This is a genomic window from Sphingobium naphthae (assembly GCF_043589935.1).
Classification (GTDB): domain Bacteria; phylum Pseudomonadota; class Alphaproteobacteria; order Sphingomonadales; family Sphingomonadaceae; genus Sphingobium; species Sphingobium naphthae_A.
On the sequence record NZ_CP171454.1, the window covers coordinates 1,634,629 to 1,655,102 of the forward strand.

21 protein-coding genes are annotated in these 20,474 nt (G+C 67.4%); 9 read left to right on the forward strand and 12 right to left on the reverse strand.

Translation table 11 applies throughout. The annotated features are described in order from the left end of the window. Positions 1 to 206: 206 nt before the first annotated feature. The 3 genes from trpS to secB form a co-directional block, all read right to left on the reverse strand. Positions 207 to 1,211, reverse strand: coding sequence for a tryptophan--tRNA ligase (gene trpS, locus ACGGKE_RS08105; RefSeq protein WP_394436844.1), 1,005 nt, complete (start codon positions 1,209 to 1,211; stop codon positions 207 to 209). A gap of 20 nt (positions 1,212 to 1,231) precedes the next feature. Further along, positions 1,232 to 2,806 (reverse strand): murein biosynthesis integral membrane protein MurJ, encoded by a 1,575-nt coding sequence (murJ, locus tag ACGGKE_RS08110; protein ID WP_394436846.1) that lies wholly within the window; start codon positions 2,804 to 2,806, stop codon positions 1,232 to 1,234. A 120-nt stretch (positions 2,807 to 2,926) separates the two neighbouring features. Beyond that, positions 2,927 to 3,433 (reverse strand): protein-export chaperone SecB, encoded by a 507-nt coding sequence (gene secB / locus ACGGKE_RS08115; protein ID WP_394436848.1) that lies wholly within the window; start codon positions 3,431 to 3,433, stop codon positions 2,927 to 2,929. 181 nt (positions 3,434 to 3,614) lie between these two features. Here secB and ACGGKE_RS08120 point away from each other — a divergent pair, with 181 nt between their 5' ends. The 4 genes from ACGGKE_RS08120 to ACGGKE_RS08135 all read left to right on the forward strand — a co-directional run bounded on the left by ACGGKE_RS08120 (position 3,615) and on the right by ACGGKE_RS08135 (position 7,885). Beyond that, on the forward strand, positions 3,615 to 4,268 hold the full coding sequence (locus tag ACGGKE_RS08120) for a Tim44/TimA family putative adaptor protein (protein ID WP_394436850.1): 654 nt from the start codon (positions 3,615 to 3,617) through the stop codon (positions 4,266 to 4,268). A 31-nt stretch (positions 4,269 to 4,299) separates the two neighbouring features. After that, a complete protein-coding gene (locus ACGGKE_RS08125; protein ID WP_394436852.1) occupies positions 4,300 to 5,553 on the forward strand; it encodes a murein transglycosylase A in 1,254 nt (417 codons plus the stop codon). A gap of 11 nt (positions 5,554 to 5,564) precedes the next feature. Next, entirely contained in the window at positions 5,565 to 6,101 is a 537-nt protein-coding gene (locus ACGGKE_RS08130; protein WP_394436854.1) for a Smr/MutS family protein, read from the forward strand. A 98-nt stretch (positions 6,102 to 6,199) separates the two neighbouring features. Next, positions 6,200 to 7,885 carry a putative bifunctional diguanylate cyclase/phosphodiesterase gene (locus tag ACGGKE_RS08135; RefSeq protein WP_394436856.1) on the forward strand — a complete coding sequence of 562 codons (1,686 nt, stop codon included), beginning with the start codon at positions 6,200 to 6,202 and terminating at the stop codon, positions 7,883 to 7,885. Positions 7,886 to 7,888: 3 nt separating this feature from the next. On the opposite strand, the gene dapE is transcribed toward ACGGKE_RS08135, so the two are convergent. Further along, positions 7,889 to 9,034: a succinyl-diaminopimelate desuccinylase gene (gene dapE / locus ACGGKE_RS08140; RefSeq protein WP_394436858.1), complete on the reverse strand. Its 1,146-nt coding sequence runs from the start codon at positions 9,032 to 9,034 to the stop codon at positions 7,889 to 7,891. A 57-nt stretch (positions 9,035 to 9,091) separates the two neighbouring features. Here dapE and ACGGKE_RS08145 point away from each other — a divergent pair, with 57 nt between their 5' ends. Next, a complete protein-coding gene (locus tag ACGGKE_RS08145; protein WP_394436860.1) occupies positions 9,092 to 9,535 on the forward strand; it encodes a cupin domain-containing protein in 444 nt (147 codons plus the stop codon). Between the two features lie 8 nt (positions 9,536 to 9,543). Next, positions 9,544 to 10,578 (forward strand): LD-carboxypeptidase, encoded by a 1,035-nt coding sequence (locus ACGGKE_RS08150; protein ID WP_394441826.1) that lies wholly within the window; start codon positions 9,544 to 9,546, stop codon positions 10,576 to 10,578. On the opposite strand, the gene ACGGKE_RS08155 is transcribed toward ACGGKE_RS08150, so the two are convergent. The 4 genes from ACGGKE_RS08155 to ACGGKE_RS08170 form a co-directional block, all read right to left on the reverse strand. Beyond that, positions 10,575 to 11,165, reverse strand: a complete 591-nt coding sequence (locus tag ACGGKE_RS08155) for a histidine phosphatase family protein (RefSeq protein ID WP_394436862.1) — start codon at positions 11,163 to 11,165, stop codon at positions 10,575 to 10,577. The genes ACGGKE_RS08150 and ACGGKE_RS08155 overlap by 4 nt on opposite strands. Before the next feature lie 6 nt (positions 11,166 to 11,171). Then, complete coding sequence (locus ACGGKE_RS08160) at positions 11,172 to 11,981, reverse strand: 3-deoxy-manno-octulosonate cytidylyltransferase (protein WP_394441829.1); 810 nt, start codon at positions 11,979 to 11,981, stop codon at positions 11,172 to 11,174. Beyond that, positions 11,978 to 12,937: an SIS domain-containing protein gene (locus ACGGKE_RS08165; protein WP_394441832.1), complete on the reverse strand. Its 960-nt coding sequence runs from the start codon at positions 12,935 to 12,937 to the stop codon at positions 11,978 to 11,980. The genes ACGGKE_RS08160 and ACGGKE_RS08165 overlap by 4 nt, the downstream gene beginning before the upstream one ends. Positions 12,938 to 13,278: 341 nt before the next feature. Next, entirely contained in the window at positions 13,279 to 14,283 is a 1,005-nt protein-coding gene (locus ACGGKE_RS08170) for an NAD-dependent epimerase/dehydratase family protein (protein ID WP_394436864.1), read from the reverse strand. Positions 14,284 to 14,412: 129 nt separating this feature from the next. Between ACGGKE_RS08170 and ACGGKE_RS08175 the strand changes: the two genes are divergently transcribed. Together ACGGKE_RS08175 and ACGGKE_RS08180 are read left to right on the forward strand one after the other, a co-directional pair. Continuing rightward, entirely contained in the window at positions 14,413 to 15,534 is a 1,122-nt protein-coding gene (locus ACGGKE_RS08175; RefSeq protein WP_394436866.1) for a GNAT family N-acetyltransferase, read from the forward strand. 14 nt (positions 15,535 to 15,548) lie between these two features. Beyond that, positions 15,549 to 16,400, forward strand: coding sequence for a cupin-like domain-containing protein (locus ACGGKE_RS08180; protein ID WP_394436868.1), 852 nt, complete (start codon positions 15,549 to 15,551; stop codon positions 16,398 to 16,400). On the opposite strand, the gene ACGGKE_RS08185 is transcribed toward ACGGKE_RS08180, so the two are convergent. From ACGGKE_RS08185 to bla, 3 genes are all read right to left on the reverse strand, one after another. Next, on the reverse strand, positions 16,378 to 17,445 hold the full coding sequence (locus tag ACGGKE_RS08185) for a GNAT family N-acetyltransferase (protein ID WP_394436870.1): 1,068 nt from the start codon (positions 17,443 to 17,445) through the stop codon (positions 16,378 to 16,380). The two genes, ACGGKE_RS08180 and ACGGKE_RS08185, sit on opposite strands and share 23 nt — an antisense overlap. 43 nt (positions 17,446 to 17,488) lie before the next feature. Then, a complete protein-coding gene (locus ACGGKE_RS08190; protein ID WP_394436872.1) occupies positions 17,489 to 17,845 on the reverse strand; it encodes an Mpo1-like protein in 357 nt (118 codons plus the stop codon). A gap of 87 nt (positions 17,846 to 17,932) precedes the next feature. Continuing rightward, entirely contained in the window at positions 17,933 to 19,051 is a 1,119-nt protein-coding gene (bla, locus tag ACGGKE_RS08195; protein WP_394436874.1) for a class A beta-lactamase, read from the reverse strand. Between the two features lie 94 nt (positions 19,052 to 19,145). Here bla and ung point away from each other — a divergent pair, with 94 nt between their 5' ends. Continuing rightward, positions 19,146 to 19,856 (forward strand): uracil-DNA glycosylase, encoded by a 711-nt coding sequence (gene ung / locus ACGGKE_RS08200; RefSeq protein ID WP_394436876.1) that lies wholly within the window; start codon positions 19,146 to 19,148, stop codon positions 19,854 to 19,856. Positions 19,857 to 20,055: 199 nt separating this feature from the next. Here ung and ACGGKE_RS08205 read toward each other — a convergent pair whose 3' ends face one another. After that, positions 20,056 to 20,343, reverse strand: coding sequence for a LysR family transcriptional regulator (locus ACGGKE_RS08205; protein ID WP_228165525.1), 288 nt, complete (start codon positions 20,341 to 20,343; stop codon positions 20,056 to 20,058). Positions 20,344 to 20,474 lie beyond the last annotated feature (131 nt).

The window sequence follows — 20,474 nt, forward strand, 5'->3', positions numbered from 1 at the left end:
TGCATTAGCAAAAGGCAACTGAACATCGTTTGAACGCTTGAAGAGACCGAATGGGCGCAAACCATGTTCTCGGTGGAGGGACGACGCGGCGCTGGCAAAACCGTCAGGGCGCTGGAAAGAATGGTCGCTGGCGAAAGATGGAGCCTCCGCCATGCGGACGAGGCGACGCCGGCGAATGCGCGACGCCTCGCCCGCTCCCGGTATTTTCAGCGCATCAGGCCCATGGCGTCATAGGCGGCGCGCAGCGTGGGTTCGGCGGCCGACGCGGCCTTGGCCGCGCCCTTTTCCAGGATCGAGTCCAGCGCGGCATCGTCGGTGCGCAGCTGCAGGAAACGCTCACGGATCGGGCGAAGCGTTTCGACCAGCAATTCGCCGAGCGCCGGCTTGAACGCGCCGAAGCCCTTCCCGGCGAAATCCGCGCAGACGGCATCGGGCGTCGCGCCGGACAGGGTCGCGAAAATGCCGACCAGATTGCTCGCCTCCGCCCGGCCCGCCAGGCCCTCCGCCGTTTCGGGCAGCGGTTCGGGATCGGTCTTGGCCTTCTTCACCTTCTGCATGATGGCGTCATCATCATCGGTCAGGTTGATGCGGCTCATGTCGCTGGGGTCGGATTTCGACATTTTCGCCGTGCCGTCGCGCAGCGACATGATCCGCGCCGATTCCTTGGGGATGATCGGGGCCGGCATGGTGAACAGATCGACGCCGAAGTCGGTGTTGAACTTGGTGGCGATGTCGCGCGCCAGTTCCAGATGCTGCTTCTGGTCCTCACCCACCGGCACATGCGTGGCATTGTAGAGCAATATGTCGGCCGCCTGCAGCACCGGATAGACGAACAGGCCGATGGACGCGCCTTCGCGATCCTTGCCCACCTTGTCCTTGAACTGGGTCATGCGGTTGAGCCAGCCGATGCGCGCGGTGCCGTTCAGCAGCCAGCACAGTTCCGCATGGGCGGGCACCCGCGCCTGGTTGAACAGGACCGAACGGTCGGGATCGATGCCGGCCGCGACCAGAGCGGCCGCCATGTCGCGCACGTTGCGGATGCGCTGTTCGCGCCCTTCATGCACCGTGATCGAGTGCATGTCGGCAAGGAAGAAGAAGCACTGGCTTTCGCTGTCCATCTCGTCCTGCATCCGCACCCAGTTGCGGATCGCGCCCAGGTAGTTGCCAAGGTGCAGATTGCCGGTCGGCTGGATGCCGGAAAGGACGCGCATGGGACTGATCCGTTCTCTAGTCAGGTTGAACGTTTGCGGCGCATCAGCGCCTTGATGTCGGAGAGCCGATAAGCGCCCGTGACGAAGGACGCCAGCCCGTAAAGCGCCACCCCGGCGCCGACCAGCAGCGCGAGCGCGACATAGCGCTGGAGCATCGCCCCGGTGAGCCACGGATCGAGCAGCCCCTCGCCCGCCCAGAGCGCCCCGCCCATGATCAGCGCAGCCAGCGCCAGGCGGGGGATGCGGCGGCGCAGGCCGGCGTCGGCGGCGAAGTGACCGCGCCTGACCAATGTGGTGTAGAGCATGGCGACATTGACGGTCGAGGACAGGGCGGTGGCAAGCGGAGGGCCGATATGGCCCAGCGTGGGGATCATCGCCAGATTGCCGGCGATGTTGATCAGGATCGACAGCATCGCGTAGCGCACCGGCGTCCGGGTGTCGCCCCGCGCATAATAGCCCGGCGTCAGCACCTTCACCAGCACATAGCTGGGCAGGCCGATCGAGAAGGCCGACAGCGCCCAGCCGCAGCGCATCGCGTCTTCAGGCGTGAAGCGGCCATATTGAAAGAGACCGCGCACGATCGGTTCCGCCACGGTCAGAAACGCCACGGTCGCGGGCAAGGTGAGGAACAGCGCCAGTTCGATACCCCGGTTCTGCGTCTCCATCGCTGCCGCCTCCTCGCCCTTTGACAACATGCGCGAGATGGTGGGGAGCAGGATAGTGCCAAGGCCGATGCCGATCAGGCCCAGCGGCAACTGGTTCAGCCGGTCGGCATAGTAGATATAGGTAATGGAGCCCGAGGCGAGCAGCCAGCCCGACAGGGCGGTGGAAATCAGCAGATTGATCTGGGCGGCGCCAGCGCCCGCCGCGGCGGGCACGATCAGGCGCAGCAATTCCCGCACATCCTTGTCCATTCGCGGTCGCTTCAGCCGGATCGCGACGCCGGCGCGGCGGCAGGCGATCATCAGCCACAGCAATTGCAGCGCGCCGCCGATCGTTACCGACATCGCTTGAACCCGCGCGGTTTCATATTCGTCCGCGCCGTGGAAAAACCACAAGCCCGCGATCATGGCGACATTGAGCAGGATCGGCGCTGCGGCATTCACCCAGAATTTATCGAGCGAATTGAGGATGCCGCCCAGCAGCGAGGCGAGCGAGATCAGCGCCAGATAGGGGATGGTGATGCGCGCCAGGGTGACGGCATAGGCGAATTGATCGGGCGTGGGGTTCTGCCGCGAAAAGCCCCCCGACAACAGCCATGTGACCGGCCAGGCGGCGGCCAGCAGCAGCAGCGTGAAGACAATGAGCACCGGCAGCAGCACGGCCAGCGCGCGCTCGGCGAAGTCATAGCCGGCGGGAAGGCCGCCCTCCCCGGCCGCCTTCCTGTTGAAGAGCGGAATGAAGGCGGCGGAAAAGGCGCCCTCGGCAAAAAGCGCGCGGAACATGTTGGGCAGGCGAAAGGCGACGCCGTTGAAGGCGTCCGAGGCAAAGCCGGCGCCGACATAACGCGCCGCCAGCGAATCGCGGACCAGCGCCAGCACGCGGCTGGCGAGCGTCAGCCCGCCGACCGAGCCCAGGGCTTTCACCAGTTTCATGGGGCAAATGCGCGTCCCGTTCGGGCCGACCCTGTCGAAGGACCTTCCTTGTCCCCGAAAGACAAGGAAGGGGTATCGACAGGCTCGGCCCGAACGGGAGAGAGAGACATGGCCTGAGGGTCAGGCGTGGCCCGCGGGCTCGCCTGCGGTCGCCTGCATCTGCTGGGCCTGCTGCATGTAGAGCGAACCGAAGTCGATCGGATCGAGCAGCAGCGGCGGGAAGCCGCCGTCGCGGATGGCGTCGGCCAGGACGCGGCGCGCGAAGGGGAAGATGAGGCGCGGCGCTTCGGCCAGCATGAAGGGCTGGACCTGGTCTTCGGGCACGTTGCGCATGCCGAAGATCGCGGCATAGAGCAGTTCGACCGCGAAGGCCGTGCCCTGCGGCGCAACCGCCTTCACCTCGATCCGGAGCGAGACTTCCAGCACTTCCTCACCCACCTTGTCGGCGCCGATGTTGAACTGGACGTCGATCTGCGGCTGGTCGGGCCACTGGTAGACCGCCGGGGCGTTGGGATTTTCGAAGGACAGGTCCTTCACATATTGGCTGATGAGCGCGATCTGCGGCCCGGCGTCAACGCCATTGGGCTGGACGTTGATGGTGCTGTTGATGTCGGCTTCGTCGGCCATATCCCTACCTTGACTTTCCCAGTTGGCCGGCGGCGGCGCGCCCCCGGAAGATGATAGCCCGCGCGCTTAGCAGGGGCGTGGAACAAGGGCAATGGCGGCCCGGGCACAGTCTATTTGAAGTTGGGGGGAAACATGCCTATGTTGTCGGGAACATCGTCCCGAACAAAGGGTATTTGCTTCCGTGTACGTGATCGTCATCCTCGCCATGATCGCCGGCTTTCTGGCGCTGCGGCTCTATTCCGTGCTCGGCAAGCGCACGGGGCATGAGCAGGAGCCGGCGCTGCGTCCCGCCGAGGATCGCGCGCAGGTCACGGTGCTGCAGCCCGGCCCGATGAGCCAGGGCGGCAGCGATTCGGTGCGGCTGGCCGAAGGGCTGATCGCCCCGGGCGCCGAAGCCGGCGTGCGCGCGCTCATCGCCGCCGATCGCAGCTTCGACGTGCCGCAGTTCGTCGATGGGGCAAAGAGCGCCTACAAGATGGTGCTGGAGGCCTTCTGGCGCGGTGATCGGGAAGAATTGGCCTGGCTGTGCGACGCCGATGTTCTGGCCTCGTTCGAGGAAGCGATCGCCGCCCGCGAGGCCGATGGCCATGTGCTGGACAACCGGCTGGTTCGGATCGAGAAGGCGCAGATTGTCGAGGCGTCGATGCGCGATCGCACCGCTGAAGTCGCTTTGCGCTTCGAGGCGGACATCGCCGCCATCACGCGCGACAAGGACGGCAATGTTATTGCCGGGTCGCTGACCGATGCGATCGGGACGAAGGACATCTGGACCTTCACCCGCGACATTCGCAGCGCCGACCCGAACTGGAAGCTCAGCGAAACCGACGAAGCGTGATCCCGCGCATGTCCGGGAGCGCGAGCGCGGCATGATCCGGCGCAGCAAGGGAGGCGCGCTGATCGCTGCGCTGATGCTGTCCGGCTGCGCGGGCAGCGTCATTCCACCCTCTGCGGGCGGGCCTGCGCCTGGTAGGCCGGCGCCGTCGAGCGAAGTGGCGACCCGGCCCACGCCGGCCACGCCCCGTCCCACCTTGTCCGTCGCTACGCCAGCCGAGCTCGGCATCGACACCAGCACGGCTGCGGGACTGGGCGTCACGCGCGGGCCGGCGATTGCCGATCTTCTCCCCTCGGGTGAACAGGCGCGCCGCGCCCTGCAGGCCTTCCGCCTCTCCTGCCCCAGCCTGATGCGCCGCACGGACGCGAGCGGCCTGACGCGCGGGTCAGACTGGAACAATAGCTGCGCGGCGGCCTCCAGCTGGCCCGATGCCTCCGCCAGCGAATTTTTCTCGCGCTATTTCGAAGCGGTGCAGGTGGGCGATGGCGCCGCCTTCGTCACGGGCTATTATGAACCGGAGATCGCCGGGTCGCGCACGCGCCAGCCCGGTTACGACGTGCCGATCTATCGCCGTCCCGACGACCTGATCGACGTCGATCTGGGCCAGTTCAGCGAAAGCCTGAAGGGCCGATCGATCCGCGGCAAGGTGCAGGGCACCAGGTTCATTCCCTATGACGAACGCAGCCGGATCGTGGCGGGATCGCTAGCGGGGCGCGGACTGGAGCTGGCCTGGGCGGCCGATCCGGTCGAGTTCTTCTTTCTGCAGGTGCAGGGCAGCGGGCGATTGCTGCTGCCCGACGGCGGCGTCATGCGCATCGGCTATGACGGGCAGAATGGCCGCGACTATACCGGCATCGGCAAGCTGATGAAGGATCGCGGCCTGATCCAGGCCGGGTCGATGCAGGACATCATGGCCTATCTGCGCGCACACCCGGCCGAAGGCGCGGCCATCATGAACGAGAATAAGAGCTTCGTCTTTTTCCGCGAACTCACCGGGCCGGGGCCGCTCGGCGCCATGGGCATGCCCGTGACCCCGGAAGCCACGGTTGCCGCCGATCCCAAATTCATCCCCATGGGCGCGCCGGTGCTGCTCTCGCTCGACCGGGCGGAGCCCAACGGCATCTGGATCGCGCAGGACACGGGCGGGGCGATCAAGGGCGCGAACCGCTTCGACAGCTTCTGGGGCGCGGGCGCGCGCGCGCGCGGCATCGCGGGCGGCATGTCGGCTCGCGGCAGCGCGCTCATCCTGCTGCCGATCGGATCGGCCGCACGACTCACCGGGCGCTGAGCGGCCCCGCCATGGTCCGGCGGCGGCTGAGTTCGGAGGAAGAGGCGCTCTGGACGGCGCTGACCCGGTCGGTCCGTCCGTTGCGGCCGGGCCCGCGCATGGCGACGCCAATGCCGCCCTCTCCAGCGGATAATCCCGCGAAAACAAGGTTAACACCCCCTGCCCCTGCCGCCGCTCCGGCGCCCCCACGGGCGGCGCCCGCCGCCATGCTGGACAATAGCTGGGAACGGCGCATTCGCGGCGGCACCATCAGCCCAGACATGAGCATCGACCTGCATGGTCATAGCCTGTCGGCAGCGCATGCGCGGCTGAACCAGGCGATCGCGAACGCGCTTGCGAACAATGCCCGTGTGCTGCTGGTGGTGACGGGAAAGCCGCCGAAAACTGCCGAAAACCTGGGGAGATCGCGTCGCGGTGCGATCCGGGGGGAGATTGGCCATTGGCTGGAAACCAGCGTCTATGCCGATCGCATCGCCAGCGTGCGCATTGCTCATCCCCGCCACGGCGGCGACGGCGCGCTTTATCTGATTTTGCGGCGCAGAAAATAAACATCAGCCGTCGCCTCGCTGCTGACCGTTTCTTAACCACTCTCCCCCATATGGATTGCAACGGGCTCTTTACGGAGCGTAAAGTGGGCAGGAGGCGAATGCAGGGCGTCACGTTGAAAAGCCGCGCTGCTGCCTTCGCCTGCGCCGCGGGGGCGCTGGTGTTCACCCTTTCCCTGGTGCTGGGCTATACACCCGGGCAACAGGACGACCTGATGCAGGTCGGACGCGCGCTGATCATCGCGATCCTGTGCGGCACGTTGAGCTGGGCGTCGGCCAGTCGATCGATGGCGGCTACTGCTGCCGCGATCGACACGGCGACGGAACGGCTGCTTTCGGCCGCGCATGGCGATCTGCAATCGCCGGTCTCTCCTGACATAGGTGCGGAATTGCCCGATCTGTCCGTCGCGATGCAGAGCCTGTTCAGCCAGGTGCGCACCAATCTGGACCATGTCCAGAGCCTGGCGCTGTTCGACCAGATTACGGGCTTAGCGAACCGCACCAGCTTCTGCCGCCAGGTCGAGCACCACCTGACCGGCCGGCAGACCGATGCCATGGCGGCGCTGTTCTTCATCGACCTGGACGGGTTCAAGGGCGTGAACGACACGCTGGGCCATGCGGCAGGCGACCAGTTGCTCGCGCGGGTCGCAGGCCGTTTGCGCGAAGTGGTGATGGCGCAGGTGAGCGCCGGGACAGGCGACGCCGTGATCGGCCGTCTTGCCGGCGACGAGTTCACCATGTTCTTCCCCATGTTGCCGGGCCCGAGCGCAGCGGCGCGGATCGCGCGCGCCGTGCAATTCGCCCTGGGCGAACGGTTCGACCTGGGCAGCCAGCATGTCGAACTGGGCGCGTCGATCGGCATCGCCTGCTATCCCGAACATGGCGATACCCTGTCGGCGCTGCTGCGCGCGGCCGATGTCGCCATGTACCATGCCAAGCATCAGGGCCGCGGGCGCGCCGAAATCTACAGCGCCGAACTCGCGCTGGAGGCGGCCGACCGCGCCGATCTGGAGCGCGACCTGCTGCTGGCGTTGCAGCGAGACGAATTCCTGCTGCAATTCCAGCCCCAGATCGACACGACGAGCGGACAGGCCGTCGCCGCCGAAGCGCTGGTTCGCTGGGCGCACCCAGAGCGGGATCTGGTGATGCCCGGCGCCTTTGTCCCCATCGCAGAGGAGAGCGGCACCATAGTTGCCTTGGGCGACTGGGTGATGAGCAGGGTCTGCGAAACCGCCGCACGGTGGGCGCAGGCGGGCCAGCACCAGCGGATCGCGATCAACATCAGCACGCGCGAACTGGCGCAGGCGGACTTCTTCCTGCGGCTGCGACATGCGATGGCAACCTATCAGGCGCCCGCGACGATGCTGGAGCTGGAGATCACCGAATCGGTCGCGATGGAGATGGACCAGCGCATTTCGGAGCAGCTGGCCGCGCTGCGCAGCGAAGGGCTGCGCGTGGCGATCGACGATTTCGGCACCGGCTATTCCAATCTCGCGCGGCTGAAGGAACTGCCCGTCGACAGGGTGAAGATCGACCGCAGCCTGGTGCGCGACATCGCCACCTCCGCCGAAGCGCGGACCATCTGTTCGGCCGTCGTCGGCCTGATCCAGGGGCTGGGCATCGAAGTGGTGATAGAAGGGGTGGAAACCGAAGCACAGATGGAAATGCTGCGCGTCATCGGCTGCACCCTGTTCCAAGGCTATCATCTCGCGCGGCCGATGGACGAGCAGGCCTATCTCTCGCGCTTCGCCGTCCCGCTCATCATGCAGGAACGGCGCATCGTCTGACGGTCAGGCGGGCCGCAGCGCCCGTTCCATGATCCGCGCGTAAATGCACTGCAGATCGCGCAGATCCTGCACCGCGACCGCTTCGTCCAGCTTGTGCATCGTCGCGTTGTTGAGCCCGAACTCCACCACCGGGCAGAGGCGCGAGAGGAACCGCGCGTCCGACGTGCCGCCGGTCGTCGACAGTTCCGCCTCGACCCCGGTAACGTCTCGGATCGCGGCGGTCACCATGCCGGACAGCGGGCCCGGCTGCGTCAGGAAGGATTCACCGCTGATCCGCGCTTCGACCGTGCCGCCTTCGACGGCCGCCAGTGCCTTTATCCGCTCGATGAGCGACGCGCCGCTATGCCGGTCGTTGAACCGGATCGAGATGCGCGCCGTCGCCTGGCCGGGAATGACATTATGGGCCGGGTTGCCGACCTCCAGATCGGTGATTTCGATATTGCTGGGCTGGAACCAGTCCGTGCCCTGGTCCAGCTCCTCGGCTTCGATGGCCGCCAGGATGCGCACCAGCCGCGGTATGGGATTGTCGGCCAGATGCGGATAGGCGACATGGCCCTGCGCGCCCTGAACGTTGATCCACATATTGACCGATCCGCGGCGGCCGATCTTGACCACGTCGCCCAACCGCTGCGTCGATGTGGGCTCCCCCACCAGGCAGAAATCGGGCCGAAGGCCGCGCGTCGCCATCCTGTCCATCAGCGCCAATGTGCCATACACCGCCGGCCCTTCCTCGTCGCCGGTGATGATCAGGCTGATCGTGCCGCGCAGATCGTCGGGCAAGTCGGACAGCGCCGCCACGAAAGCCGCGATCGACCCCTTCATGTCGACCGCCCCGCGGCCGTAGAGCAGATCGCCGCGAATGTCGGGCGCGAACGGATCGCTGGTCCAACCGGCGCCCGGCGGCACCACGTCCAGATGGCCGGCATAGGCGAAATGCGGCCCCGCGCCAGTCGTGCGCCAGGCGAGCAGATTTTCGACCGGCCCGTCGGGCGCCTCCCCGGCGATGAAGCGATCGACGGTAAAGCCCAGCGGCGCCAGCATCGATTCCAGTTCGGCGAAGACCGCCCCGGTGGCAGGCGTCACGGACGGGCAGGCCAGCAGGCGCTGGGCCAAGGCCACGACATCGTCTTTGGTGCTGGTCATGCTCATGGGGACGCGTTAGCGAAAGCCCTGGCCCTTGGCCAGCGGCAGAAGGAGGATGAGGCCATGCCCCGCATCGACCTGGACAGTATCGCGCAGCGCAACGACACCGGCTATCCCGGCGCGCATGCACGCCTCGTGCAGCAACGCTGGGTGCGGCGCCTGGGCCCGGTTGCCGGCCTCACCGACTTTGGCGTCAGCCATGTCGTTCTGAAGCCCGGCGCCGCGTCGTCCCAGCGCCATTGGCACGAGGATGAGGATGAATTTCTGGTGATGCTGTCGGGCGAGGCCATGCTGGTCGAAGAGGGCGCGCGCACGGTGCTGCGCGCGGGCGACATGGCCGCCTTTCCCAAGGGCGAGCCCGACGGCCATCATCTGGTCAACGAAAGCGACACCGACTGCGCCTTCGTTGCCTTCGGTCGTCCGCCGACGGGCGATTGCCACTATCCCGACATCGACCTGCTGTGGTCGGGCGGGGTCTATCGTCACAAGGATGGGAGACGCTATTGACGATCGAGATGAACCGCCGCGATTGGGTGGCCGCGCTGGGCAGCCTGACGCTGGCGGCGCGAGCGCCGGGCGCGCTGGCCGCCCCATCGCACACGCTGATAAAACCGCCGCGGCTGCGCGCCGGCGATACGGTGGGACTGATCGAGCCGGCGGGCTTCACCGATGACGCGTTCGACCTCGACTTGGTCAAGGACACGATCCTGGCGATGGGCCTTACCCCCCGGCTCGCGCCGCATCTGGTGGATCGCTATGGCTATCTGGCCGGCAAGGATGCGGATCGGGCGGCGGACGTCAACGCCATGTTCGCCGATCCGCAGGTCCGGGCCGTGTTCGCGGTGCGCGGCGGATGGGGCTGCGCGCGCATCCTGCCGCTGCTCGACTTCGCGACGATCCGCCGCAATCCCAAGCTGCTGATCGGCTTTTCCGACATCACGGCGCTGCATCTCTCCTTCGCGGCGAAGGTGGGCTTCACCACCATTCATGGTCCCAACGCATCGAGCAGCTGGGGCAGCTATAGCTGGGACGCCTTCCGCGCCGTCGCCTTCGACGCCGCGACGCCGACATTGGTCAATCCGCAGGGGCATGAGGATCGGCTGGCGCAGCGCGTGGGCCGCGTCCGCACCTTTCGCCCGGGCGTCGCGCGCGGCCGTCTGCTGGGCGGCAACCTGACCGTCCTCGCCGCCCTGATGGGCACGCCCTGGCTGCCCGATTTCTCCGGCGCGATCCTGTTCATCGAGGATATCGGCGAAGCGCCCTATCGGATCGACCGGATGCTGACGCAGCTGGCGCTGGCAGGGGTGCTCGGCAAGCTGGCGGGCGTCGTCTTCGGCCAATGCACCGACTGCGGCGCGGCAGGCCCCAGCTATGGCGGCTTCACCCTGTCGGAAGTGCTGCAGCAGCATCTCGAACCGCTGGGCATCCCCGCCTTTCAGGGCGGTCAGTTCGGCCATGTCGCCAATCAATATAGCCTGCCCCTGGGCGTGCAGGCGGAAATGGATGCGAGCGCGGGCACGATCCGGCTGCTGGAGCCTGCCGTCAGCTAGGCCGCCTCCTGCGGCCGGACGTCCCACCGGATCAGTTCAGCCCTACCGTCCTCCTCCACGGCGAATTCGCCAAAGGCGCCGGTGCGCAGCTTGCGCGGGGCAAGGCCCAGCGCGATCAGGGCGAAGCGCGCCGCGCCGTTGCTGGTGACCAGCAGGTCGGCGCCCTCGCCCCCGTCCGCGAAGAAGCTGCGCCAGGCCGCGATCCGTGCCGGCCCATCGACATGCCAGCCGTCGGGCGCGATGCCCTGCTCTTCCCAATCGGCAAGTGCCTGGGCACCGATGCGCGCGATCACCGCCTCTTCCGGCTGGCCTTCGTCGGGGCCATGATCGATCTCCGCCAGCCAGGGCCGAGTGCCGTCCAGTGGATGACCGGTGGCCAAGGCGATCGGCGCAGCCGTCTGGCGCGCGCGCAGCAGCGGGCTGGACAGCAGCAGGCGAACGGGCGAGCCCGCAAAGCTGTTGGCAAGCGCCGCCGCCTGGGCATGGCCGCTCTCCACCAGCGGAATGTCCGTGCGCGATCCGATCCGGCGGGGCGCCTCCCCGCTGGCGAAGGTGTTGCCGTGGCGAATGACGAAGACCCGGCGCATGGAGCGTCAAAGATCCGGCGTGGGGTCGCCATGCGCGGCGATCAGGCGCTCGACCCGGGCAATGTCGGCTTCGGTGTCGATCCCCGAACTGTCGAAGCGCGGCGGATCGACCGCGACGGTCATGATCCTGATGCCGAGTTCCAGCAGTCGCAACTGCTCCAGTCCTTCGAGATTTTCGAGCGCGGTGGGCGGGCACGCTTCGAACCGCTGCAACACGTCGAGCCGATAGCCGTAAAGGCCGACATGGCGCCATACCGGGGACAGGGGCGCGGCGGCGCGCAGGCGTTCCTCGTCGCGGATGGCGGGAATGATCGCCTTTGAAAACCAGAGCGCCTGCCCATCCACGCCGCGCACGCAGGTCGTGCCACTGAAGGGCGAGCGCGTCTTGTGGTCGCGCAAGGCGTCGAGCGCCGCCCAGTCAAGCGCGATGACCGGGGTCGCGACCTCCGCGCCCGCCTCCAGCGCGGCGATCACCGCGGCCAGGGCGCCTTCGGGCTGGAACGGCGAGTCGCCTTGCAGATTGACGACGAAGCGCGGCGCTTGAGGCAGCGATAGCGCCGCGGCAAGCGCGCGGCCGGAGCCGGTCGCTATGGCGCTGTCGGTCAGGACCGAGTCGCATCCCGCCATGCGGGCATGATCGGCGATCGCTTCATCATCGGTCGCGACGATCAGGCCGACGCCGCCGCGCCCGGCGATCGCGGCGCGCGCCATGGCGATCGTCCGGTGCAGCAGCGTGCGCCCGGCGATCAGCCGCAATGGCTTGCGCGGCAATCGGGTGGAGCCTGCCCGCGCGGGAATGACGACGAGAAGGTTCAGGCGACGCCGGCGTGCAGCAGGTCGTGCATGTGCAGCGCCCCGGTCAGCCGCCCATTCTCACAAACGAACAGCAGCATGATATTGCGTTCATGCATCATGTGCAGCGCTTCGGACGCCAGTTCGTCGGGCCCCACGGCCTGCGGCGTGACGGTCATGAACCGGCCGACGGGCTCGGTCAGATTCTGCTTGCCAGTGACGGTGCGACGCAGATCGCCATCGGTGAAGGCGCCGATCAGGCGGCCGTTGCGATCCACCACGGCCGTGCCGCCAAGGCGCGCGCGCGTCATTTCGATGGTCGCGTCGAGCAGCGAGGCGTCTTCCCGGACCATCGGCACATGGTCGCCGCGCGCCATGAGTTCGCGCACCTTGAGCAGTTGCGCGCCCAGGCGGCCATTGGGATGGAATTTATGGAAGTCGTCCGCCGAAAAACCGCGCATTTCCATCAGCGACACAGCGAGCGCGTCGCCGAACGCCATCTGCACCGTCGTGGAGGTCGTGGGGGCCAGCGCATTGGGGCAGGCTTCCTGCACGTCGGGCATCAGGATGCAGATGTCGGCCGACTGAGCCACCGTGCTCTGGGGTTGCGCCGTCATGCCCATCAGCGGCACGGCGAAGCGCTTGCAATATTGGATGATCGGGCCGAGTTCGGTCGACTCGCCCGAATGCGACAGCATCAGGACAACATCGTCCGGCGTCACCATGCCAAGGTCGCCATGACCGGCATCGGCGGGATGCAGGAAGATGGCGGGCGTCCCGGTGGATGTCAGCGTCGCGGTCATCTTGCGCGCGACGATGCCGCTCTTGCCGATGCCGGTGACGATCACGCGGCCCCGGACATTCATCAAGACGCCGACCAGACGGAGGAAGGTGGCGGCAAATTCCCGCTCGCTAAAGCGCGCTTCCAGGGCCTGCAGCCCGCCCGCGGCGATGGACAGGCTCCTGCAGGCGGTTTCCACGATCCGGCTGCCGGAGCCGAACGGTACGATCTTGGATGCTAATGTCGACACGCGCTCGCCCTTTTCTACGCCCGATGCCGCGAGCCCTGTCTCGCTGGCACAGAGGCGCCGATCATCTACCGGTTTCGGCATATGACCTTTCCTCGTTCCGCGACCCTCCGCCGGCCATCAACCGGCACGGCGTGACTCTCTACGCGCTTTCAGCCATTTATGGCAATCTATTTCGCAGATGCGAAGAACGATCATTGCGTGGATATTGCGAAATATCCTCACTGCTCTTGAGATAGGCAGGCTTATTTGGGCGACGAAGCGCGCATCTTTTTTCCATCTCGTGCGTGCGATCAACTCTGCTCTTGATGATAGGCGCGATACCAGTCCACGAATCGCGGTACGCCCGCCTCTATGGCAGTGCTCGGCGCGAAGCCTATATCCTGGCTGATGGCGCTGATATCGGCGAAGGTTGCGTGGACGTCGCCGGGCTGCATCGGCTGGAAGTCAATCTGCGCCTTCTGCCCGATCGCCTCCTCCAGCACCGCGATCAGATGCATCAGTTCTTCGGGCTGATTGTTGCCGATATTGTAGAGTCGGTGCGGCGCGCGGCTGCCGCCGGCCTTCACCGCCCCGTCATCGACCGGGGGATGGTCAAGGCAACCCAGAATGCCGGCGACGATATCGTCGATATAGGTGAAGTCGCGCTGCATCCGGCCATGATTGAACACAGGGATGGGTTGGCCGGCGAGAATCCTGGAGGTGAAGATCCACATCGCCATGTCCGGCCGCCCCCAGGGGCCATAGACCGTGAAGAAGCGCAGCCCTGTCATCGGAATGCGGAACAGATGGGCGTAGGTTTCGCTCATCAGCTCGTCGGCCCGCTTGGTGGCGGCATAGAGGGATATGGGATGGTCGACGCGATCCTCGACCCGGAAGGGCAAGCTGTCATTGCCGCCATAGACGGAGGAAGAGGACGCATAGACCAGATGGCGCACATGCCGCTCACGCGCCAGTTCCAGCATGTTGACATGGCCCGCCAGGTTGGAGCGGACATAGGCGTGCGGGTTGACCAGCGAATAACGCACACCGGCCTGCGCGCCCAGGTGAATGATCGCCTCGATCACCTGGTCATGCAGCGCCGCCTGAACGGCGGCCATGTCCGCGAAATCCAGTTCGTGGAAGGTGAAGAGCCGGCCATGGCCCTGGCGCAGCGCATCGAGCCGCGCGCGTTTCAAGGACACGGGATAATAGTCGTTGAGATTGTCGATGCCCACCACGGCATGGCCCTGCGCCATCAGCCGGTCAGCGACATGCATGCCGATGAACCCTGCCGCTCCGGTGACCAATATCGTCATGCCATCTTCTCCAACCGGGATACTGCCCGTCTCTGCCGAAGCCGGGGCCGATGTAAAGCCCCTGCCCCCGGCTGCCCATAGGTGATCGGGTTTAGCCATTCCCTAATATTTCGCCGATAAGGCCGGTTCATGGACATGGCCGCCCATCCAGCGCGCCCGGACGGGCAGGCATCGGCGCAGCGCGCACGGTGGAGCCTGCTGGCGCAGGCGGCGGCGGAGCATAATGCCTTTTACGCGCCCGACATGCTGGGCGCGGCGCTGGATCATCTGGATGGCGGCGCGGTGCGCCTGATCGAGGCGGAGGCCGGCAGTATGCTGATCGGCCTGCTGCCAATGGTGGTGGCGCCGCGTCACGGCCGTCTGCCGATCGGCTGCGTCAGTAACTGGATGCACGACCATTGCTTCTTTGGCGCGCCGCTGATTCGGCGGGGCGCCGAACTCGCCGCCTATCGCAGCTTTCTGGCGCAACTGGACGCTGCGCCCTGGGCTAGCGGCTTCCTGCATCTGCAGGGGATCGACGCAGCCGGCGCCAATGCGGCAGCGATCGAGGCGGTGTGTGTCGAGCAGCGGCGCGGCTGGCGGGAAGTTCATCGCTACGACCGCGCGATGTTGCGGTCCGATCTGGACGCGGAGCGTTATTGGGAAACCCATGTCCGGGCCAAGAAACGCAAGGAATTGCGACGGTTGCAGAAGAGGCTGGCCGACCTTGGGGCCGTGGAGCAGCGGCTGCTGTCGGATGGGTCGGAGCTGGAGGCGTGGTGCACGGCGTTTCTGACGCTCGAAGCGTCGGGCTGGAAAGGCAGGGAGGGCACCGCCCTCGCCTGCCATTCGCAGGACAGCGCCTTCTTCCGCGCGGCCTGTGCGGCGGCTTTCGGCGCGGGGCGGCTGCACATGCTGCGGCTCGACCTTGACGGGCGCGCCATCGCCATGCTGGTGAATTTTCGGCACGGGCCGGGCGCTTTCTCCTTCAAGATCGCGATCGATGAGGCGCTCGGGCGCTTTTCGCCGGGCGTCCTGATCGAAATCGCCAATCTTCACGCCGTGCAGGGCGATCCGCAGATCGCCTGGATGGATAGCTGCGCCGCGGCGGACCATCCGATGATCGACAGCCTCTGGGCAGAGCGGCGCACGATCGTGCAATATCGCATCGCCTTGCGCGGCGCCGGCGCGGCGCGGTGGCAGCGAGGCGCGGCCTTTGCGATCGCCAATGCGGCGGAAGCGGCCGCTCGACATCTGAAAGGACAGGGATGACTGCGTTGCCCTCCATGACTGCCGATGCAACCCCGACATTCCCGCAGGCCGCCCGCGCCACCTTTGCCGCCGCCTATCCGGACCGGCCGGTGACGCTGCACCATGGCCTGGTCGGCCACGCGCTGCTGACGCTGGACGCGCTCGCCACGCTGGCGGAGCGGATGCCGGCGGGCTCGGTCGAATATAATCTGGGCAAGCTGCCGCTGGGCGTGCGGCCGGAGGATATGCCCGCCAACGGGCTGACGCTGGGCGAGACGATCCGCACGATCGAGACCAATGGCAGTTGGGCGGTGCTCAAGAATGTGGAACGCGATCCGGCCTATGCGGCGCTGCTCGATGCGGCGCTCGCGGAACTGGAGCCGATCGTCGCGGCGCAGACCGGGCCGATGCTGCACCGGGAAGCCTTCATCTTCCTGAGTTCGCCCAGCAGCGTGACGCCGTTTCACATGGACCCGGAGCATAATATCCTGCTCCAGATCATGGGCACCAAGACGATGACGGTCTTCCCGGCGCGGGACAAGGGCCTGGTTCCGGCGCAGAAGAGCGAGGATTTCCACGGCGGCGGCCATCGCAACCTGGAATGGCAAGACGGCTTCAAGACGCGCGGCACCCCCTTCCCGCTCGGCCCGGGCGATGCGGTGCATGTGCCGGTCAAGGCGCCACATTTCGTCGAGAATGGGCCCGCCGTATCGGTCAGCCTGTCGGTCACCTGGCGATCGGAGCGATCGGTGGCGGAAGGGGAATTGCACAGTTTCAACGCCCTGCTGCGCAAGCGCGGCCTGCCGACCGGCGCGGTCAGCGAGCGGCCCGAGCGGCAGGGGGTGCGGCGGCTGGTCTATCGGATCATGCGGAAGCTGGGCGCCTGAACAGGCGGCGCAGCAGCGCTTCCAGTTCGAGCCGGGGCGAAAAACGCTCGACCACCCACCATTCCAGCCGCTCCTCGCATGTGGCGAGGCTCTGCTTGTAGCGGTCCTTGCCGGCGAGGAAGGAATAGCGCGCCAGGCCGCGCCCGGCATAATGCGCGACGGCCGCCGCATGGCAGAGCAGCCCGGGCTTGTCCTTGGCCCCGCGCGGCGCGGCGAAGGCCGATTGATAGTTCATCGCCACGCCCTGGTGGTGGAAGGTGACGAGCAGGCCGACGAGATCGTTCCCATCGGTGACGCGCAGCAGTTCCACCTCGCCGCCCGACAGGCCACGCGCCGCCAGCGTCGCGACGAAGCGGCAAAAGGCCGGGTCGCCCCAGGCATTGTCGGCATGGCGGCCCTGGTTCAGCCGAGCCATGTCGGCGATCCAGGGTTCGATGTCGTTGAGCGTGGCGGCGGCGACCTGCGGCAGGGCGCCGCCCCGATCCTTGATGGCGCGGCGGATCTGGCTGCGGCTGTTGGCGCTGAGCAGCGAGAGATAGTCGCCCTGCGCGGCGCGGACGGCGTCGAGATCGACCTGATAGACGGGCGAGGCGTCGACGCAGGTGCGGCGGCGGGCGGGCAGGTCGAGCAGCGGAGTGCCGGGCGCCACGCCACTCAGTCGCAGCGCCCGCCAGTCGCGCCGGCGCGCCAGCGCGGCAATGGCCGCGCTGGCCGCTTCGGGTTGCAGGGCGCGGTCGGCAAGCAGGCCGTTATATTCGATATAGGGCCGGTCGGCGGCAGGATCTCCGGACTGGTTGAGGCTGAGCGTCGCGACGGGCCCCAGCAGGCGCGGCTGCATCGCATGGCCCATGAGCGCCAGCGCCACATCCCGCCCCGTCCCATCGGTGACGGCCAGCAGGTCCGGTTCGAGCCCGTAGCTGTCGAGCCAGGCGCCGATCCAGGTCCAGCGCAGGAAGAAGGACGCGTCCGAGCGCGGCTCGAGCGCCTGCCAGCGCCGGGCCAGCGCCGCCCGGTCGGGCCAGGAAAAAGTCGCGTCGAGAGGCATGGCGCCCCTTGTGGCAGAGCGCGCCGCGGGGTCAAGCGGCCGATCAGGCGCGGATCCGGCGAGCGGGATCGACCGTGCCGTCCGGGCGCACGCCCGCGCGGGCGAGGTCACGGCGCATATGGCCAGTGAGGAAGCGCGCCCACATGACGAAATCGGCGCGCAGCGACCAGAGCGGATAGCGGAAGGTGGCCGGGCGATTGCGCTCGATCAGGCCATGGCCCGCCCAGGCGAAGCCATAGCCGGCGAGCGGCAGCCCCAGGGCCAGCCACCAGCCGCCCAGGAAGGGCGCGCTCGCCACCAGGGCGACGACCAGGGTGGTCCCGGCATAATGCATCGCGCGCGTGCCGGGCCGGGCATGTTCCTGCAGATAATAGGGCCAGAAGTCGCGAAAATGGCGCATCGCTTCCCGTCATCCTCTCCGGCGGACCCGTTTGGCCGGGCCCTGCCCTTTGCTCGAGCCTGAGCGGGGCTCAAGTCCAGTCGCTGCTCAACTCTTGTGCGTCGATCCATGCGCCCGTTCGGGCGCATAGAGGAAATAATCATAGGCGGCGCGCGCGGCTTCGGCAATGATCCGGTCGCGCGCCTTGTGCCCCTTGCCATCCTTCATCACGAAGGCGACCACGGCGAAGCGGCGCCCATCGGGCAGGCGCACGACGCCGACATCATTGCCGGTGCCGTTGAGGGAGCCGGTCTTGTGCGCGACGGCGGTGCCGGGCGGCAGCATGCCCACGATCCGGTGCTTGCCGGTTTCGCAATGGGCCATGATGGTGAAGAGCCGCTGCGTGCTGTCGGCGGACAGGGCGCGGCCCGATTCATAGGCGCTCAGCAGATCGAGCATGGCCCGCGGCGTCGACGTATCCTCGATCTCGGTCGCGAAGCTGAGATTGGGCAGATCGCGCAGGTCGCGCGTGACGATCATCGGATCGGCGCGGCGAGCGGCATCGGCATTGTGGCGGAAGCTGCCGGACGAGGGATGAATGCCCATGGCGCGATAGAGAAGATGCGCGGTGTCGCTGTCCACGCGCAGCCCGTTGACGCCAAGGCCGGTCACGAACCGCGTGATCGCCTGCGGCCCGCCGGCGCGCGCGACGAGCACGTCGGTGGCGTTATTGTCGCTCTTTTGCAGCATCAGTTCGAGCAGCCGCTGCACCGAGAGCGCGGCGCCGGGGCGCGAGAACATCCAGGCGATGCCGCCCTCGCTCGCCAGCGCCGGATCGAGCGCCAGCTGATCGTCCAGTCGCAGATCGCCCGCATCGACCAGCGCGAAGATGCGCCCGGCGACCGCGACCTTGTAGGCGCTGGCCATCGGGAAGAGCGTGTCGCCATTGAAGGATTGGGTTTCCCCGGTCTGAAGATCGCGCACGGCGATGCCCACCGTGCCGTCGGAAAGCGCGGCGAAGCGTTCGAATTCGGCCAGAAGCTTGGCCTGCGCGGTCTGTTCCACCAGCGGGCGCGGCGGCGGGCCGAAGGCGTCGGCGCTGGGCAAGGGCGCGAAGAACAGGCCAAATCCGGCGAGCGCGCCGGCAAGCCAAGAGGCGCGGACGCGCGGGGCGCGAAATCGCGTGGGGATGGAAGCAGCGAGGGGCGAGCGCGTAAGGGGCGGCATGACCGCTTCCTCGCGCAACCCGGCGCGCAAGGCAAGCCTTTGACACACGGGCCGCGGTTGACGCGGGGCGCGGGGCCGATCATCACCCGGCGCCATGAGCGAGCTTCTCCCCCTGCCCCACGCCTGGGGCGATGGCTTGGCCGACCGGATCGATGGCGCGCAGATGCGGGCGCTGGCGCAGTTCCTGGCGGCCGAGAAAGCCGCCGGCAAGCGCATCTTTCCGCCCGACGCGGATATCTACCGCGCCCTGGCGCTCACCCCGCCTGCCGCGGTCAAGGCGGTGATATTGGGGCAAGACCCCTATCATGGCGAGGGGCAGGCGCATGGCCTGTGCTTTTCGGTCCAGCCGGGCGTGCGCACGCCGCCGTCGCTGCGCAACATCTACAAGGAGATGCAGGCGGACCTGGGGATCGCGCCGGCCGGTCACGGGCATCTGGACCATTGGGCGCGCCAGGGGGTGCTGCTGCTCAACACGGTGCTGACGGTCGAAATGGGACGCGCGGCGTCGCACCAGGGCAAGGGCTGGGAAATGCTGACCGACGCCATCGTGCGGACGGTGGCGGAACGCGCGGCCCCCACGGTGTTCCTGCTTTGGGGCGCCCATGCCCAGCGCAAGGCGGGCGCGATCGACGAGACGCGGCACCTGGTGATCCGCTCCGCCCACCCGTCGCCGCTGTCGGCGCATAACGGTTTTCTGGGATCGCGCCCCTTTTCGCGCGCCAACGCCTTCCTAGAGGCGCGGGGACGCGGCGCCATCGACTGGGCGCTGCCGCCGCTGGAGACGGACGCGCCCCGACTGCTGTGAGCGCAGAAGGTCCGGCCGCGACGCGGACGCGCCGGCGACGCGACAGGTCCGAAGTTCACAGTGTCGTGCGCCTTTTCGCGGCGGAAGCGACCGCTTCGCGCCCGCGACGCGACAGGAACGCGACGGGGACGCGACAGGGGCGCGACAGGCAGGTCACACCCGCGCGCCGCCGACGCGACGGAGACGCGCCTGCAGCGCGTCACCCCCGCGCCTTATCCGGCGGCTGACGGCGCGAGGGGTCCGGCGCGAACGGATCAGCGAGCGCCTGCGCATGCAGTGCGAGCGCGCGCGTCCAGCTATGATCGAAGGGCGTGCCGGACAGGCGCTGGCGCAGGCGGTGCGCGCTGGAGCGCGACATGCCCGCCGCATGCGCGGCCTTCGTCACGCAGCCGGTCGACAGCAGCGCGGTGAGAAACAGGCGCTGCCTGGCCGGCGTCCAATGCGCGCGCGCCTGCGCGGAGGGCGGAGGTTCGGGGGATGTGGTCATCCAAGAGGATAGATCAGAGGAAATCCTACATTGGAAGCGTTATTGCTGGGTGGCGCGGTGAAGATCGGCGTCAGGAGGAAGGGGCGCGTGACTGCCTGAAAAAAACGGCCCGGCTGTGGGGCCGGGCCGTC

What these genes read in the sequence shown, in the direction of transcription:
- trpS (WP_394436844.1), bottom strand. Translation starts at nt 1,211, where the DNA reads ATGCGCGTCCTTTCCGGCATCCAGCCGACCGGCAATCTGCACCTTGGC.
- murJ (WP_394436846.1), bottom strand. Translation starts at nt 2,806, where the DNA reads ATGAAACTGGTGAAAGCCCTGGGCTCGGTCGGCGGGCTGACGCTCGCC.
- secB (WP_394436848.1), bottom strand. Translation starts at nt 3,433, where the DNA reads ATGGCCGACGAAGCCGACATCAACAGCACCATCAACGTCCAGCCCAAT.
- ACGGKE_RS08125 (WP_394436852.1), top strand. Translation starts at nt 4,300, where the DNA reads ATGATCCGGCGCAGCAAGGGAGGCGCGCTGATCGCTGCGCTGATGCTG.
- ACGGKE_RS08130 (WP_394436854.1), top strand. Translation starts at nt 5,565, where the DNA reads ATGGTCCGGCGGCGGCTGAGTTCGGAGGAAGAGGCGCTCTGGACGGCG.
- ACGGKE_RS08135 (WP_394436856.1), top strand. Translation starts at nt 6,200, where the DNA reads ATGCAGGGCGTCACGTTGAAAAGCCGCGCTGCTGCCTTCGCCTGCGCC.
- dapE (WP_394436858.1), bottom strand. Translation starts at nt 9,034, where the DNA reads ATGAGCATGACCAGCACCAAAGACGATGTCGTGGCCTTGGCCCAGCGC.
- ACGGKE_RS08145 (WP_394436860.1), top strand. Translation starts at nt 9,092, where the DNA reads ATGCCCCGCATCGACCTGGACAGTATCGCGCAGCGCAACGACACCGGC.
- ACGGKE_RS08150 (WP_394441826.1), top strand. Translation starts at nt 9,544, where the DNA reads ATGAACCGCCGCGATTGGGTGGCCGCGCTGGGCAGCCTGACGCTGGCG.
- ACGGKE_RS08155 (WP_394436862.1), bottom strand. Translation starts at nt 11,165, where the DNA reads ATGCGCCGGGTCTTCGTCATTCGCCACGGCAACACCTTCGCCAGCGGG.
- ACGGKE_RS08170 (WP_394436864.1), bottom strand. Translation starts at nt 14,283, where the DNA reads ATGACGATATTGGTCACCGGAGCGGCAGGGTTCATCGGCATGCATGTC.
- ACGGKE_RS08175 (WP_394436866.1), top strand. Translation starts at nt 14,413, where the DNA reads ATGGACATGGCCGCCCATCCAGCGCGCCCGGACGGGCAGGCATCGGCG.
- ACGGKE_RS08180 (WP_394436868.1), top strand. Translation starts at nt 15,549, where the DNA reads ATGACTGCCGATGCAACCCCGACATTCCCGCAGGCCGCCCGCGCCACC.
- ACGGKE_RS08185 (WP_394436870.1), bottom strand. Translation starts at nt 17,445, where the DNA reads ATGCCTCTCGACGCGACTTTTTCCTGGCCCGACCGGGCGGCGCTGGCC.
- ACGGKE_RS08190 (WP_394436872.1), bottom strand. Translation starts at nt 17,845, where the DNA reads ATGCGCCATTTTCGCGACTTCTGGCCCTATTATCTGCAGGAACATGCC.
- bla (WP_394436874.1), bottom strand. Translation starts at nt 19,051, where the DNA reads ATGCCGCCCCTTACGCGCTCGCCCCTCGCTGCTTCCATCCCCACGCGA.
- ung (WP_394436876.1), top strand. Translation starts at nt 19,146, where the DNA reads ATGAGCGAGCTTCTCCCCCTGCCCCACGCCTGGGGCGATGGCTTGGCC.
- ACGGKE_RS08205 (WP_228165525.1), bottom strand. Translation starts at nt 20,343, where the DNA reads ATGACCACATCCCCCGAACCTCCGCCCTCCGCGCAGGCGCGCGCGCAT.